Consider the following 15,397-nt stretch of genomic DNA (forward strand, 5'->3'; position numbering starts at 1 on the left):
CCAAAGCCTGTCACCTTAAAATAGGAAAGTGGCAGAGGCCTGAGCCTTAAATGGGAGAGCGAGGAAAATCAAAGGAGTGGGAAAGAACCCCAAAATTGAAAATTTTGGTTCGTATTCCCACCCCCGCACAATTGGCTAGGTTTTCTGCTTTGACCTTGTGGAAAAATGGAGTTCAACTGTCTGGGAGACAGTTGAAGATTGTAGATAGGGCTAGCAGAGCTAGTCTCACTGCCAACCACTGCGCCAAGAGTTTATTTCAAAAAAGGAATACTGGAGGATTTTTTGCCCAGCCTCTACTGATTGAGTCCCACTCTCATGTTAACTGCCTTAAATAGGGTAGATTGACTGCAACTGTCTACTCCATTCCTTATAGATTTAGTTTTAGACAGCTTGATTATCTTACCTTTTCACAAATACAAAAGGTTTAGATAATCACTTACGCTTCTTACCTTTTTTCTTTTTAGCTTTGATCTTAGGTTTTTTAGACGTTGAGTGATAAACCTTGTCTAACTTAGATCCTGGCTTCTTGGACGATTGACTGGCCTGCTCTCTTGCCTCTTTTTCAGCCTCAAGGCTTTTCTTATTAGATTCTTTTTGAACTTCTGGTTTAGAATCCTCTACTTTTTCCGCTCGTTTTTCTGTTTCTTTGGATTCAACCGACTTCTTATCAGCTGTCTTAGTTTTTTTAGATGTTTTCTTTTTAGGATTTTTAGCTTCTTTTTCTTCGCGCTCTTTGCGCTTCTCGGCAACCTTTTCACGGCGTTTTTCTTCACGTTCCTTCTTAGCCTTCAACTTTTTGGCCATCTTTTCGTCGTGAGCCTTTTTCTTATCAGCCTTACGTTCGGCAATACGGTCATTATAGTCCGACACAGCTTTGTCAGCATCTAACTTAGCATTGGCTAGTTTTTCTTCAAGCTGGGTAATTTCTTTTGGCAGTTCCTGATGAATCAAATCCTCATAGAAAGCCGCTTGAGTTGTTGCCACATAGGGAATCCAGATAGCTAGAGTAAGGAAATAGCAAAGGAAGATGAGAGTGCCCCAGACTAATTGCTGATTTGCGAAAAGAAAAGCTGACAGAGCAGCAAAGATTGCCGGTACCAAGAACCACCCCAAAAAACTCAAGATAAGCACGAAATAATCCTTCTTGTGCCCTTCCATCATCAATTTACTTTTGGTAATAGCAGAGGTTGTGGTAATTCCCTTACCTGCTTCCATATCATCCTTAAGGATGAAAAGACCTTGGGAGTAGGACACGGCTTTCATATAGCCAGGGATAATCAAAAGCACCATCCAAAGCAAAGTATAAATGGCAGTCATCAGAACGACCCCAAAAATACTATCGAAACGCTGCTCTTTGAAGGCATAAGTCGCCGCTTCTCTAAAGGATTGCTTACGGCCACGAATCAAATCCAAGTAGGCATAACTGGCTCCCGTACCGATACCAACAGAGGCAAAGAAGGTAAAGAGCACCAGCAACAAGAAAGCCATTACGATAAAAATCAGGACAACATTAGATGTGGCGGTAAGGTCTGATGAGGCTGCTCTCCAAACGAGAGCCAGCACTCCCAGCAAAAAGGTGAAGATGAGCCCCAGAATGATAGTCGGAACCCAAAGGACCCCAACTGCCCAGGGCCAATTCCCTCGAAGGGCTGTTTTCGCTTGCTCTTTTAAATCTTTCCTTGTTTTCACAGTAAACTCCTTCACTATTGTTTTCAAAGGGCAGATAGACTAATCTTTTAAACCCTTTTGTTATTTTACAGTTTAATACCACTATTCTATTACGCTTGATGGGGGTTGTCAATGTAAAAAAGTCGCCTGACCACAAAGGACGGCGACATATCCTCAGAAAAAAGCCTTTCTAAGACTTACGACCTTCTGAAATTTTATGAAAACGCAGAAAAACAAGGGTCGCTACTAAAACCTTAAGAGTGTCCCCAGGAATAAAAGCGAGACTGCTGGAAACGACCGCTGTAAAAAGCGACATTCCTGTATAAACCGCCAAATAGAGGCCACCCAGTAAGTCAACGAAGAAAACACCAGTCAACCAGATAACAATAAAACTTGTCAAGGCCGTAATTTTTCGCAGATGAGACAGACCACAGTCGAGCAAGAGGGGGACAAATAGCCAAGTCCAAACATAACCAGCAGTTGGACCAATAAGAACTTGGATAGTTGTAGTAAAACCAGAAAAAGCTGGAATGGCTAGGCCGACTAAAAAGAGTAAGCAAACCGACAGACTGCCTTTTTTACCGCCTAGCAAACATCCAGCCAACATGACCCCTAGATTCTGCAAAACAATGGGAACAGGAATAAAGCCCAAAGGAATTCCTGGAACATAACTGAGAACGACTAGAAGGGTTGTCATCATGGCAATTGAAGCCAAATCTTTAGTCTTCATAAGACTTCCTTTCATAAGATACTAAACCATTAAATACTCCCCAAAAACAAGGAACCTAACAATAAATCACATAGATTCAAGGACAGTGAGTATTTTACAGAGTGGGGGCGGGTTCAATTACTAAGATACACAGAGCACCATAGACACCGCTAAAATAGGAGATTGGATGCTGAGTCCCAAAGACTCTGGGAGAAGCTAACTTTTAGCCCGCATTCTATTAACAGGGTACTAAGCCATGAAACAACTCAAAGAAAAATCGTAACTGTGGCAAAGATACACTGACACCTAGGAATGATTATCTGTTCCCACAGAATCGTAAGCGAATTTATTCTATTCAAAATAAATGGCGTGATGGCGAGAACAGTTAGGATTAAAAGCGTGCTGACAAGAGGGACAGGCTCCCGTCTGGTAATCCTGCCAATTCAAGAGGCTCCGGCAATTGCCACAAAGAACCAACTCTACTTCTCGTTTATCCATAGCTTTAAAGGGATGATTGCAAAGAGCATCATGGCATTGGTAACAGGCATAAAATCTCTGACAGTCCCTGCACTTCAAAGCAAGAATATCATTGAGACCATGGTAGTGTTGACAACGGCCTGCTCTATCTAAATCTAAGCCTAAAATTTCCAGCATTTTCTTCTCCTAAGTATAATCTTATACTACCATCTCAGTTTCAGTTTGTCAACCTATTTTTTTATAAAGGTTGACAAAGAGAGTGATAAAAAGCTCCCCTTGTGAGGAGCGGCTATTCCCCTAGAAATTGCGGCCATTTTTACCATAACCATAACGGTCCATGAAATCTTGACGGAATTCCAGCAGGTTATCATCCTTAATAGCTTGGCGAACTTTCTTCATGAGATTAACCAAGAAATAAAGATTGTGGTAGCTGGTTAAACGCAGTCCAAAAGTTTCATCTGCCTTGAGCAGATGGCGAATATAGGCTCGACTGTAATGACGACAGGTGTAACAATCACAAGCTGGATCTAAAGGTCCAAAGTCCTTAGCAAAGGCAGCATTTTTGACCACAAGACGTCCCTGACTGGTCATGCAGGTGCCATTACGGGCGATACGAGTAGGAAGCACACAATCAAACATATCTACTCCTCGGATAACCCCGTCAATCAAACTATCTGGTGCTCCGACGCCCATAAGATAACGCGGTTTATTTTCTGGCAGGAGCTGGGTGGTGAAGTCCAGAACAGCATTCATCTCTTCGTGACTCTCTCCAACAGCTAAACCACCGATAGAATAACCAGGAAAGTCCATGCTGACAAGATCAGCTGCCGATTGACGGCGCAGATCTTCAAATCCTGCTCCCTGCACAATCCCAAAAAGGCCTTGGTCATGCGGGCGGCGATGAGCCTTGAGACCACGCTCGGCCCAACGACTCGTACGCTCAATGGATTTTTTGACATAGTCATAAGGTTGGTAGAACTGAGGACACTCATCAAAAGACATCATGATATCTGATCCCAAATTATTCTGGATAGAGATGGCTTTCTCAGGTGAGAGAAACATCTTAGCCCCATTGAGGTGATTTTTGAACGTAACGCCTTCTTCTGTAATATTACGACTATCAGCTAATGAGTAAACCTGAAAACCGCCACTATCTGTCAGGATAGCCTGGTCCCAATTCATAAACTTGTGGAGACCACCAGCCTCAGCAATCAGTTCGTCTCCTGGACGCAGCCAGAGGTGGTAGGTGTTGGAGAGGATAATCCCTGATCCCATTTCTTTCAGTTCCTCAGGTGACTGGGTCTTGACCGTCGCCTGAGTCCCCACTGGCATAAACATGGGAGTTGGAAAGGTGCCATGCGGGGTGATAATCTCCCCTAGGCGGGCACCTGTGTGTTTTTCTTTTTTAATCAGACGATATTTAATCGGTACATCAGTCATTGATATTTCTCCCTTGTAAGCCCCTTGCAAGGGCGATTTTAGCCCTACTATTCTATCAAAATATAAAAAAGATGTCACTCGGATTTGCATCTAAAAAAAGAAGTCGGCCAGCCCGACTTCTCAAACATTCTTTCTTGAGGCTCACCGTTCAGCAAGCCTTTTTCTTGATGGACTTAGACTTTCTCTTAGATCTCAACCTTAGCAGCTAAAGCCTTAGCTGGTTGTTTGCCTAAGTTTTCTAGGGTAACAGATTTAACTTCTGCCGCATTCGTGAAGACAACAATGACAGATTTTTCTTTACCTGCAGCTTCTAGAGCATCTAAATCAACTACTGCTAAGAGATCACCGGCTTCTACACGTTGACCATCTGTCACCTTAGGCGAAAATGGAATGCCATTAAGGCTAACAGTATCAATACCAATGTGAACCAGAACTTCTAGGCCTTCATCAGTCAGGAGCCCATAAGCGTGTTTCGTAGGGAAAACACTCGTAACCACGCCAGCTACTGGTGAGTAAATATGGCCATCTGTTGGTTGAACAGCGAAGCCATCACCCATCATCCTACCAGAGAAGACTGGGTCTTTAACTTGGTCGATTGAGATGATTTCCCCTTCAGCAACAGAGAGTACATTTTCCGTCACGCCTTTGAAGGTATTTTCAGGGGCAACAACGTCTTCTTTTTTAGAGAAGTCAACAATTGGGATACGAGCACCTGAATCAAGCAAATCTTGGATATCAGATTTAAGACCGTCGGCCTTAGGCCCATAAACGGCTTGAACACCATGGCCTTTGACAACCAGACCGAGGGCACCAGCCTTCTTCCAGTCATTTTCTCCGCCAACCTGTTCTGGGTCTTTAACCGTTACACGCAAGCGTGTCATACAGGCATCAACATCGTCAATATTGTCTTGACCACCAAGTAGATTGATAATTTGAACGATTTGTGAATCAACAGAAGTGTTAGCATCCCCATTGTTGGCATGGATGGCTTCATCAACTTCTTCGCTGTCGTAATTACCGTTACGTCCAGCAGTGGCAAGATTCATCTTTTGAATCATGAAGTTCCCGATAAAGTAAGTTATCAGGCCAAAGAGGACAGATACCCAAATAAAATTGATGACATCTACACCCAGACCAGCCTTAATAGCCATTGGGGTACGAGTTAAGAGTTCGATATTACCAAAAGAATGGAGGCGCAAATGAACAAGGTCAGCCATAGCGAAGGCACATCCTTGGATAAAGGCATAGACAAGGTAGAGTGGCATTGCAGCAAACATGAACATGTATTCGAGAGGTTCCGTAACCCCTGTTAAGAAAGTGGCCGCTGCTGCCGAGATGAACATTGATTTGTATTTTTTCTTCTTATCAGGGTCAACATTGCGGTACATAGCAACAGTCATTCCCATCAGAATACCGGACGCACCAATCATTTGACCCACTTTGAAACGAGCAGGTGTGACGTGAGTCAATAAATGTTGGTACTGACCAGGGTGAGAACCTTTGAGGTGGATCAAGTCAGTTACCCAAGCCAACCACAGTGGGTCTTGACCAAGGACATCTTTACCCGTTGTGATTGAGTGATAGGTACCACCAAGCTGAGTATAATTCATAGGAATGGTCAGCATGTGGTGCAGACCAAATGGCAGAAGCAGACGTTCTAGAGTTCCATAAAGGAATGGTGCCAAAAATGGAGCGGTATCTTGTGAGTTAGCCAACCATTGACCAAAGTTGTTAATCGCTGTCTGGATCAGTGGCCAAAAGATAGCCATGATAATACCGACAATAGCAGAACGCAGGATAACCACAAATGGTACGAAACGTTTACCATTGAAGAAGGTCAAGACATCTGGAAGCTTACGGAAGTTGTAGTACTTGTTGTAAGCAGTTGCACCAACAAAACCAGCGATGATACCAACAAAGACTCCCATGTTGAGGGCCGGTTGGTTAAGGACATTGATAAAGTAGTCAGCAACTCGCATGGTTCCGCCAAAGATATTATGAACAACCGCTTTATCATCGGCTAACATATCAGTGGTTACCCCATAGAAGTTACCTGTAATTAAGTTAATCAGAATGAAGGAGATACCTGCAGCAAAGGCACCGCCAGCTTTTTCCTTAGCCCAGCTGCCGCCAATGGCTAGAGCAAAGAGCAGATGCAAATTATTGAGGAACCCCCAACCAATTTGAGATATCAGGTTAGTGACTTGTGTCCAAGTTGTATTATCTGGGGCAATCAAAGCAAGGGAGTTACCGATAGAAATCATTAGACCCGCAGCAGGCATGACGGCGATAACAACCATTAAACACTTTCCGAATTTTTGCCAAAATTCGAAGCTAGCTAAGCTTTTAAGATTTTTCATTTAAAACTACTCCTTTATATATATGATACCGAGAACCATTTCGCCTTGCGAAAATTTCTGTAAAAAATAGAAAACTAGTGCAGTATCAGCGAGGCACAGGGGCGTTTATCTTTTTTTCTAAGAAATTAGGTTCGGGTTCCGTTACATTAAAAATTTAGGATGATGGGAAATTAGGAGCCCAGCGAGAAAACTAGAATTTGCTGACTAAGCTCTCTCAGGGACTTTTCACTTGAATTTCCGTCCGTTAAATCTCCAAGGTCACTTCTAATCCGAAGTGGTCGGAAACGATTGGCTTGTTCTGGCCATTGAAGATAACCCGACTGGACTGGACTGGAATTTCTTGGTTGACGAAGACATAATCCAGACGCTTGCCCTGATTTTGACCCTTCCAACCGTCAATAGATTTGGAAACTGTCACACCAGAATCCTTTTCCTTGGCTAACTGGTAAGTGTCCAGCAGCCCCTGATTAAGGATGGTTTGATAGTCCTCTGGATTGCCTAGGGCATCAGTATTAAAATCTCCCATAAAAATTTTAAGTCCAGAAAAATGAGAATGGTCAACTAATCTTCGCAAATTATCAATCTGACTTTCCCTTTGACTGGTTGGTAGGTTCATGTGGCAAGAATAAACTTCCAAGGACCGATTATTAACTTCCAGCTTGAGCCGAATAATTTTCCGCGAATCAATGGTATGAATATCCTGACTTTTTGAGGTGTAAAAGCCTTCAGCTTCTAAGACCTTGTACTTGGTCAGGATGGCAATCCCTTCATCGTAGATACCATAGCCAATATGAGAAATCGACCAATAGTAAGAATAAGCCGTTAGTCCTCTTTGCCTAAGCAAGTCAAGCAGAACCAAGCCGTAGTTATCCTTGCCCAGCTCTCCGCTAACCTTTGGTGCCGAGATCGTCTGATTGACTTCCTGCAGAGCTATCACATCGTAATCTTTTTCAGTGATAGTCTCCGCCAGATGTTCAAGCTTTTCATCTTGATTTTCTTCTAACCAAGCATGAACATTTAAGCTTAATAGGTTCATCTCCACACTCCTTCATAAGGGAATCAATAAATAATTCCTGTAATCTCCTTAAGACTTTTTTATTATACCGTAAGCGCTTTCCTTTGTCAATATGTTTTACGGATTTCTTTTTATTTTTTTGTTTTAATTCCGAAACAAAAATCACTTTATCACTATATAGCATTAAAAAAGCCAGAAGCCTTGGCCTCCAGCCTATTTATTTTCCCCCTTGTAATCAGGGATTAATAGCTATGCCAAATGTCTTCGTTGTACTGAGCAATGGTCCGGTCAGATGAGAAGAAACCTGCTTTGGCGATGTTGTGGATAACCTTACGGTTCCAAGCTGCTTGATCTTGATAGTCTGTCAACATTCTTTCCTTGGTAGCAATGTAGTCTTTTAGATCAATCAAAGTCATAAACCAATCCTTAGAAATCAGTTCCTGATGCAGGCGGTTGAGCCGCTCTTCATTACCGATTGTCTTGAGTTCAGGACTGACAATAAAGTCTACAGCTTCTTTAATTTCAGCGTCCTTATCATAATAATCTTTAGAAACATAACCAGACTTAGCATAAAGATCAATGATGGTATCGGAATCTTTACCGAAGCTATAGATATTATCCTTACCAGCCAGCTCAGCAATTTCGACATTGGCTCCGTCCATGGTTCCCAAGGTCAGGGCACCATTGAGCATGAATTTCATGTTTCCCGTACCTGACGCTTCTTTAGAAGCCAAGGAAATTTGTTCTGAAATATCAGTTGCTGGAATCAGGTGTTCGGCCACGGTAACATTGTAATTTTCCACCAGATGTACATTAAGGTAAGGACTGACCTCAGGGTCATTATTAATCAGCTCTGACAGACTGAGGATAAGATGAATGACATCCTGAGCGATGGTGTAGGCCGGTGCTGCCTTACCACCGAAGATGATGGTGATTTTCTTCTCAGGCAAATGACCTCGCTTGATTTCCAAGTATTTGTGGATAACATAGAGGGCATTCATCTGTTGCCGCTTGTACTCGTGGAAACGTTTGATCTGGGTGTCAATGATAGAATTTTCATCCAAATCAATCCCCTTATTTTCCCTGAGGTAACGCTTAAGGGCCAGCTTGTTGTTGAATTTAATCTCAGCCAGACGGTTTTGAACCCTTTCATCATCGACAAAGGCCAAGAGTTTCTCCAATTTCGTAGCATCAGTCAGATAGCTATCGCCAATGAGTTCCTTGAGATAGGCCGCTAAATCTTGATTGGCAAATTCCAACCAGCGGCGAAAGGTAATACCGTTGGTTTTGTTGTTAAATTTCTCTGGGTAAAGCTGATAGAAATCCTTGAGTTCACTAGTCTTCAGAATTTCTGTATGAAGGGCAGCGACCCCATTGACACTGGTCGAGTAATGAATATCCATGTTGGCCATGTGGACGCGCTGGTCCTTATCAATAATGTGCACAGTTGGGTTGCTGTACTTGTCTCGGATCAAGGCATCCAGTTTTTCAATAATAGTCACTAAATGGGGTACTACCTCATTGAGATAATCCAGAGGCCATTTTTCCAAGGCTTCAGCCAAAATAGTGTGGTTGGTATAGCCGACCATCTGAGACACGATCGTAACGGCTTCCTCAAAATCAAGACCATGTTGCTCAGTCAAAAGACGGATGAGCTCTGGAATGACCATAGACGGATGGGTATCGTTGATTTGGACATAGGCATAATCCGCCAAATCATGGAGGTTAGAACCACGTTCCAAGGCCTCATCAATCAGAAGCTGGGCCGCATTTGAGACCATGAAGTACTGTTGATAAATCCGCAGAAGTTCACCGCTCTTATCTGAATCATCAGGATAGAGAAAGAGGGTTAGGTTCTTTTGGATTTGTGTTTTATCAAAGGTAATGCCATCCTCAATTAGGTCGTAGTCCAAACCGTCGACATCAAAGAGATTGAGGTAGTTTTTGCTGCCCTTGTGGTAGCCCAGCACATCAATGCGATTTAGACGGGACTTTAGGGTAAAGTCCTTAAAAGGCACGTCATAACTGATATCTGTCGGCACCAGCCAAGAGTCATCTTCAATCCAGTAGTTAGGCTGCGCTTCTTGCTGATTATCGTGGAAGACCTGTTTGAAAAGACCACAATGGTAGTTAAGGCCAACACCTTCACCATTAATACCAAGATTAGCCATAGAATCGATGAAGCAGGATGCCAGACGCCCCAGTCCGCCATTACCTAAAGAAGGTTCCAGCTCTTCATCTTCAATCTGAGCGATAGATTTCCCAGCTGCCGCTAAGGCTTCTTTGGTTTCCTGATAGATCCCTAGATTAATAAGGTTATTGGATAAGAGCTTCCCAATTAGAAACTCCGCTGAAATGTAGTAGACCTTGCGTTTTCCTGTATTTTTAGGAAGCTGACGAGCCCTTTCCTTAACATAGTCCATCAGAGTTAAATAGATGGCCTTGTTATCCAAATCGGCTAACTTAGTCCCTTGTTTCTCTTCTATATACTGTGTAACACTCATTTTCTTATCCTCTTTTCTTATCCTCTGTGATAGGTTTCTGTAATAGTCTTTAAAAATTCTTTCTTATCATCCGTTAATTGGTCGGCTGTCATCCGCCATCGCCAGTTGGTACCGACGGTATTTGGCGTATTCATCCGACTGGAAGCCGGTAAATCTAAAATATCCTGCATGGTCGCTATAGCTATATCGCTAACCGTCGCATAGAGTGTGCGAAGCAGTGCTTGTGTCACGGGTTCTCCTGGTGCCCGATGGGTGTAACGGTCTGTATAGGCTCTCGTTTCTTCGCTTAAGCCTTGATACCATCCGCGCACTACTTCATTATCATGGGTGCCTGTATAAGCCACTGAGTGACTCGTGTAGAAGTGCGGCAAATCAAAATTGCTTTCATTCGGCCCCTGTAAACCAAACTCTAAAATCTTCATGCCCGGGAAGGCTGTGTCTGCTAAAAGTTTCTCAGCCTTCTCATCAATATAACCTAGATTTTCAGCGATAATGGGTAAGTCGCCAAGTGCTTCCTTGATCGCTGCGAAGAGCTCATAACCAGGGCCTGGCTGCCAGGTCCCATACTTAGCCGTATCATGACTAGCATCAACCTGCCAAAAATCAGAAAAACCTTTGAAGTGGTCAATCCGAATAACATCATAGAGCTTGAGGGTTTCTTCCATGCGGTAAATCCACCAAGCATAGCCAGTCTTCTTATGGGCTTCCCAATCATAAATAGGATTGCCCCAATATTGACCTTCATCGCTGAATTCATCGGCAGGTACGCCCGCTACATAGAGTGGTTTACGATTATCATCAGCCTTGAAGAGTTGGGGCTGTGTCCACATTTCCACACTATCAGCCGAAACGTAAATAGGCATATCTCCGATAATTTCAATCCCTGCTCTATTGGCGTAGGACTTAAGCGCCTGCCATTGTTCAAAGAAGAAATACTGAGTCACTTTATGGTAGGCAATGGTATCTGCCAAGTTTTTACGTAGCTTGGCTAGGGTTTCCTTATCACGTTGGACAGCTTTTTTATCATCCCATTCTTGCAGGGCTTTGAGTCCAAAATGCTCCTTAATGGCCATAAATTCCGCATAGTCAGCTAACCAGGATTGATTATCCTTTTCAAACTTAGCCAGAGCCTCTTGGGCATTTTTATCCACTAAAAAGGCTTTTACAGCCTTTTCCAAGAGGGGACGTCGAACCTCAAAAAGCAGGCCATAATCAACCTTATTAGGATTGTCTCCGAAATCAAGGCCTGCTAAATCTTCCTCTTCTAGCCAACCTTGGTCAAGCAAAATATCTAAGTCAATCAGATTGGTATTACCAGCAATAGCTGAAAAGGATTGGTAGGGAGAATCTCCATAGCTGGTCGTAGTCAGTGGCAGAATTTGCCAATAGGTTTGCTTGGTCTCCACTAGAAAATCGACAAAATCATAAGCTGCCTGCCCAAAGCTACCGATCCCTCTGTCTCCTGCCAGTGACGTAATGTGCATCAAGACACCGCTTTTTCGTTTTCCCATAAATATCCTCCATAATTACCAGATTAGAGCTTTGTTTAAACTCGCCGGGATGGCCTTAAATCTCATTTTACAGTCTTCATTATAGTGGAAGCGATTTCCTTTGTCAATAGTTTTACGTAATTCTTTTTTTTAATTTTTCTTTGATACGTATTAAACTAGTTTTTAACGACAATTTATGATAGAATAATTGTATAAAACTGAAGGATATAGTGATGATGAGCAAGTACAAACAGGTCTATGAAGATATTAAAAAACAAATTGAAGAGGGCAAGCTCCAGCCCAATCAAGAATTGCCAACTGAAAATGAATTGATGGCCATTTATGGCTACTCCAAGGATACCATTCGCAAGGCTTTATCACTCTTGGAATTAGATGGCTATATCCAAAAGATGCGAGGCCGCAATTCCATTGTCATGGAGCACGGTCGCACTAAAAACAACTATCTCTCTGAAATCAAAACCTCTGATGAACTCAATCGTGATGAGCACCTTGATATCAAAACTCAGCTGGACAATCTCTACATTGTTCAAGGGGAACAAGAGTTAATGGATATCTTCAAGGTTGATGACAGCGTTGACTTTTACCGTGTTAGCCGCAGCCGTCTGATTGATGATGAAAGATTGGAATTCGAGCTCTCTTACTTCGACCGTCGGGTAGTTCCCTATCTTAATAAAGAGATTGCTGAAACGTCCATCTACCAATATTTAGAAAATCAGTTGGGACTAAAAATTACCCACTCTCGTCGAGAAATTTCCTTCCGCTACGCTACTCAGGAGGAAAAGGATAATATGGATCTCGGCGACTTCAATATGGTGGCGGTTGTCACCAGCCTGACCTATCTCTCAAACGGTCAGCTCTTCCAATACGGCACCATTAGCTATCGCCCTGATAAATTCACCTTTGTCACTATGGCTAAGCGGTAAAAAGAACATCTCATTAGATAAATTACTTTATAAAAAGGACTGAATTCTGTGCGGAATTCAGTCCTTTAATTTATATTGGTTCGTTTTAATTGTCCACTCAATAAAGATAACCGTTTCAATTTATTGATAATTTCAAAGTTTAACTTACAGCTCTGAGATATCCTTCAAAGGTCTCGTAATCTACCATTTCTAAAATCGATGTTATCCCAATTCCTTAATACCTGCCATCATCCTCAGTCTCAGGCGCATAGGTATACTGCTTCAAAAATTCTTCCTTGGTACTTGGGATTTTTTTATTCGATTTATAATAATGATCATAAGGTTTAGAGCCACTCGCCAAATAATAGCCATTTTCCCCCAGCTTAATGCGGACAGGATCCTTATAATTTCTAACTTCATCAGAAGTTCGATAATATTTACCGTCCTTAAAATTAGCTACAGTTGAGAAAACCATCATGGTTTCAGTGCTACCACTTCCAATATAATTGTCTCCTTTTTTCGTATAGTGGCAATCATAAAAATATAAGAGAGGATGAATAGACTGCTCGCTATCACGACTAGCATCCCTTAAATCTTGCTCTGTCTTATATTGGGAAGCTGCATCATCAAATAAAACATAGGTATCCTCATCAACTATTTTAAAATAGACACCGTCATCACAGATATAGGTCTGACCAACTTCAAAAGAGGTGACTCCCTTTGAGGAGTTTTCTTTTGACTGATGCTGGCTAGAACTAGGCTTTTTACTATCTTTTGACTGACATCCTACCACTAATACGAGGCAAGCTATGAAACTGACTAAAGGAACTATCTTTTTCATGACTTGGCCTCCTTAACATCTTCCTCAAAGGCCTTGCCAGCACCCTGAGTGGCTTCTTTGACGCTTTTGCCATCTTGGGCAAAACGGCCATCTTCATTCGCCCAGCTATCTGCGTATTTAGAGGTACCATTGCACTGGTCATGTTTATCGGCCCGTTCATCATGTTCCTTAGCTTTCTCACCAGATTTGTAGGTTTCATCTGGATCGTCTGATAGGTTCGGCTTCTCGTAATCATCAGACATATTTTTACGAAACTCAGGATCCCAACTCGTGACGGAATCTCGGTCTAAGCGATTGTGCTGAGCATCATTTCCTGAATCCGCATAGTTAAAGCTGGAACCATTGATGACATCATTGTCAGTACGATTTTCAGTATCTAATTTTGATATAAAATTACCTATCGTCTTTTGTTGAAGGATCATAAGTATACTGTTCTAAAAAATCTTCCTCAGTATTCGGAATAGAATAATCAGATTTATATAATTTTAATACGACATTCTCTTTAGTATTGTATCCATTTTTCTTTTTTGTCCACACAGTGTTACTGTTATGATTTTGTTGTTCTATCGAATAATATTTCCCATCTTTGACATTAGCAACTGTACTAAAATAAATAGCAGTTGAGCTATTTGATGTATATTTTATATCATTTCCATTAATTTTATATGTTCCTGTACGATAATGAATACTAGGAGTTACTGCCATTTCCTCTTCATTTCCTGCCTTATCTAGATCTGCTTGAGTCCTATAGATATTAGCACGATCTTGAACCACAATGTAGGTTCCATCAGATTTTAATACTCTATAGTAAGTAGCGTAAGTATCACTTTCTTTATAAACCTGATCCAACTCAATTGTTTTTTCATAACTTTCCTGTTTATGAGAGGAAGAGCTGGGAGGGGCTGAATGCGAGGACTGCTTGTTATTTCGCATCACTAAGGCAGTCATACTGATAGCTCCTAACAAAATTGCTACTAATAAAATACTTATTGCCAATTTCTTTTTCATTGCAGTCACTCCTCATAACCATCTACCATCTCATTGAATGCTTTAGCTGCCTCGTCAGTTCGATCTTTAGCATAGCTACCCTTTTGGATTTTTAAAGCTTCTTTTCCACCCTTTTTTTCCTTCATTTGCTTTATTAGGAGAAGCATAATCTTCTGATTGTTCTCTTCTAAACTCAGGATCCCACTGTTTAGGCGTATTGACGTCTAATCTATCATGGGATGAGACATAGCCTTTCTGTTTAGCAGTGCCGTCATCTTCATCAGCTTTATCTTGCTGAAAATCCGCATAGTTAAAGCTGGAACCATTGATCACATCATTTTCAGTATCTAATTTTGATATAAAATTATCTATCATCTTTCGTTGAAGGATCGTAAGTATACTGATCTAAAAACTGTTTTTCCGAATCAGGAATGAAATAGTTGGATTTACGAAGCTTTATCAAATCACTATTTTGATCTATATATCCCTTACTAGAAATTTTTAGGCTATTTTGGATATCCAATTTTTTTGACTCCTTTTCAAAATATCTGCCACTTTTAAAATTAATAACGTTTTTAAAATACAATATAGTTGAATTTTTTAAGGTCGTAGTATAGTTCTTCCCATTGGATGTATAAGTGCCTATAGTGTAATTTACGCTTGGATAAATTACAGATTCTTCTTCATTTTCTTTTTCCCCCAAGTCTGCTTCGTTTTCATAAATACCAGCTTTATCCTCTATATAGATGTAACTACCATCAGATTTTAAAATGAAATAACAATTAATTTCATGTATGGTGTATTCATAAACTTGGTCCAATTCAATGGTTTTTTTGTAACTTTCTTGTTTATGAGAAGAGGAGCTATGGGAGACTGAATGCGAGGACTGCTTGCTATTTCGCATCACTAAGGCAGTCATACTGATAGCTCCTAACAAAATCGTTACTATTAAAATACTTACAGTCAGTTTCTTTTTCATAGCA

14 protein-coding genes are annotated in these 15,397 nt (G+C 41.5%); 1 reads left to right on the plus strand and 13 read right to left on the minus strand.

The features are described from left to right. Window positions 1–432: 432 nt before the first annotated feature. The 8 genes from STRCR_RS00595 to malQ all read right to left on the minus strand — a co-directional run bounded on the left by STRCR_RS00595 (window position 433) and on the right by malQ (window position 11,684). The gene (locus tag STRCR_RS00595; protein WP_004227032.1) at window positions 433–1,689 is read right to left on the minus strand and encodes a DUF975 family protein; all 1,257 of its coding nucleotides are present in this window, start codon (window positions 1,687–1,689) and stop codon (window positions 433–435) included. Window positions 1,690–1,858: 169 nt separating this feature from the next. Then, window positions 1,859–2,398 carry a biotin transporter BioY gene (locus STRCR_RS00600; protein ID WP_004225971.1) on the minus strand — a complete coding sequence of 180 codons (540 nt, stop codon included), beginning with the start codon at window positions 2,396–2,398 and terminating at the stop codon, window positions 1,859–1,861. A 330-nt stretch (window positions 2,399–2,728) separates the two neighbouring features. Then, window positions 2,729–3,031 (minus strand): CHY zinc finger protein, encoded by a 303-nt coding sequence (locus STRCR_RS00605; RefSeq protein WP_004229337.1) that lies wholly within the window; start codon window positions 3,029–3,031, stop codon window positions 2,729–2,731. Between the two features lie 120 nt (window positions 3,032–3,151). Next, window positions 3,152–4,294, minus strand: a complete 1,143-nt coding sequence (tgt, locus tag STRCR_RS00610; RefSeq protein ID WP_004228222.1) for a tRNA guanosine(34) transglycosylase Tgt — start codon at window positions 4,292–4,294, stop codon at window positions 3,152–3,154. A gap of 185 nt (window positions 4,295–4,479) precedes the next feature. Next, window positions 4,480–6,654: a PTS transporter subunit IIBC gene (locus STRCR_RS00615; RefSeq protein ID WP_004229271.1), complete on the minus strand. Its 2,175-nt coding sequence runs from the start codon at window positions 6,652–6,654 to the stop codon at window positions 4,480–4,482. Window positions 6,655–6,898: 244 nt separating this feature from the next. After that, a complete protein-coding gene (locus STRCR_RS00620; protein WP_004228824.1) occupies window positions 6,899–7,690 on the minus strand; it encodes an endonuclease/exonuclease/phosphatase family protein in 792 nt (263 codons plus the stop codon). Window positions 7,691–7,911: 221 nt separating this feature from the next. After that, window positions 7,912–10,173 (minus strand): glycogen/starch/alpha-glucan family phosphorylase, encoded by a 2,262-nt coding sequence (gene glgP, locus STRCR_RS00625; protein WP_004228042.1) that lies wholly within the window; start codon window positions 10,171–10,173, stop codon window positions 7,912–7,914. A 17-nt stretch (window positions 10,174–10,190) separates the two neighbouring features. Continuing rightward, complete coding sequence (gene malQ, locus STRCR_RS00630) at window positions 10,191–11,684, minus strand: 4-alpha-glucanotransferase (RefSeq protein WP_004228747.1); 1,494 nt, start codon at window positions 11,682–11,684, stop codon at window positions 10,191–10,193. 212 nt (window positions 11,685–11,896) lie between these two features. Between malQ and STRCR_RS00635 the strand changes: the two genes are divergently transcribed. Then, window positions 11,897–12,607, plus strand: coding sequence for a UTRA domain-containing protein (locus STRCR_RS00635; protein ID WP_004226876.1), 711 nt, complete (start codon window positions 11,897–11,899; stop codon window positions 12,605–12,607). Window positions 12,608–12,821: 214 nt separating this feature from the next. Here STRCR_RS00635 and STRCR_RS00640 read toward each other — a convergent pair whose 3' ends face one another. The 5 genes from STRCR_RS00640 to STRCR_RS00660 form a co-directional block, all read right to left on the minus strand. After that, complete coding sequence (locus tag STRCR_RS00640) at window positions 12,822–13,427, minus strand: hypothetical protein (protein ID WP_004225642.1); 606 nt, start codon at window positions 13,425–13,427, stop codon at window positions 12,822–12,824. Beyond that, window positions 13,424–13,849, minus strand: coding sequence for a DUF3114 domain-containing protein (locus STRCR_RS00645; protein ID WP_004228985.1), 426 nt, complete (start codon window positions 13,847–13,849; stop codon window positions 13,424–13,426). The genes STRCR_RS00640 and STRCR_RS00645 overlap by 4 nt, the downstream gene beginning before the upstream one ends. Then, window positions 13,821–14,435: a PAS domain-containing protein gene (locus tag STRCR_RS00650; protein WP_004227856.1), complete on the minus strand. Its 615-nt coding sequence runs from the start codon at window positions 14,433–14,435 to the stop codon at window positions 13,821–13,823. Before STRCR_RS00650 ends, STRCR_RS00645 begins: the two co-directional genes overlap by 29 nt. 75 nt (window positions 14,436–14,510) lie before the next feature. Then, entirely contained in the window at window positions 14,511–14,789 is a 279-nt protein-coding gene (locus STRCR_RS00655) for a DUF3114 domain-containing protein (RefSeq protein ID WP_004229913.1), read from the minus strand. Continuing rightward, the gene (locus STRCR_RS00660) at window positions 14,779–15,393 is read right to left on the minus strand and encodes a hypothetical protein (protein WP_004229296.1); all 615 of its coding nucleotides are present in this window, start codon (window positions 15,391–15,393) and stop codon (window positions 14,779–14,781) included. Before STRCR_RS00660 ends, STRCR_RS00655 begins: the two co-directional genes overlap by 11 nt. Window positions 15,394–15,397 lie beyond the last annotated feature (4 nt).

The organism is Streptococcus criceti HS-6, assembly GCF_000187975.2.
GTDB lineage: Bacteria > Bacillota > Bacilli > Lactobacillales > Streptococcaceae > Streptococcus > Streptococcus criceti.

Excerpts from the sequence above, each read along its gene's own strand:
- STRCR_RS00600 (WP_004225971.1), bottom strand. The coding sequence starts at position 2,398 with ATGAAGACTAAAGATTTGGCTTCAATTGCCATGATGACAACCCTTCTA.
- STRCR_RS00605 (WP_004229337.1), bottom strand. The coding sequence starts at position 3,031 with ATGCTGGAAATTTTAGGCTTAGATTTAGATAGAGCAGGCCGTTGTCAA.
- tgt (WP_004228222.1), bottom strand. The coding sequence starts at position 4,294 with ATGACTGATGTACCGATTAAATATCGTCTGATTAAAAAAGAAAAACAC.
- STRCR_RS00615 (WP_004229271.1), bottom strand. The coding sequence starts at position 6,654 with ATGAAAAATCTTAAAAGCTTAGCTAGCTTCGAATTTTGGCAAAAATTC.
- STRCR_RS00620 (WP_004228824.1), bottom strand. The coding sequence starts at position 7,690 with ATGAACCTATTAAGCTTAAATGTTCATGCTTGGTTAGAAGAAAATCAA.
- glgP (WP_004228042.1), bottom strand. The coding sequence starts at position 10,173 with ATGAGTGTTACACAGTATATAGAAGAGAAACAAGGGACTAAGTTAGCC.
- malQ (WP_004228747.1), bottom strand. The coding sequence starts at position 11,684 with ATGGGAAAACGAAAAAGCGGTGTCTTGATGCACATTACGTCACTGGCA.
- STRCR_RS00635 (WP_004226876.1), top strand. The coding sequence starts at position 11,897 with ATGATGAGCAAGTACAAACAGGTCTATGAAGATATTAAAAAACAAATT.
- STRCR_RS00640 (WP_004225642.1), bottom strand. The coding sequence starts at position 13,427 with ATGAAAAAGATAGTTCCTTTAGTCAGTTTCATAGCTTGCCTCGTATTA.
- STRCR_RS00645 (WP_004228985.1), bottom strand. The coding sequence starts at position 13,849 with ATGATCCTTCAACAAAAGACGATAGGTAATTTTATATCAAAATTAGAT.
- STRCR_RS00650 (WP_004227856.1), bottom strand. The coding sequence starts at position 14,435 with ATGAAAAAGAAATTGGCAATAAGTATTTTATTAGTAGCAATTTTGTTA.
- STRCR_RS00655 (WP_004229913.1), bottom strand. The coding sequence starts at position 14,789 with ATGATAGATAATTTTATATCAAAATTAGATACTGAAAATGATGTGATC.
- STRCR_RS00660 (WP_004229296.1), bottom strand. The coding sequence starts at position 15,393 with ATGAAAAAGAAACTGACTGTAAGTATTTTAATAGTAACGATTTTGTTA.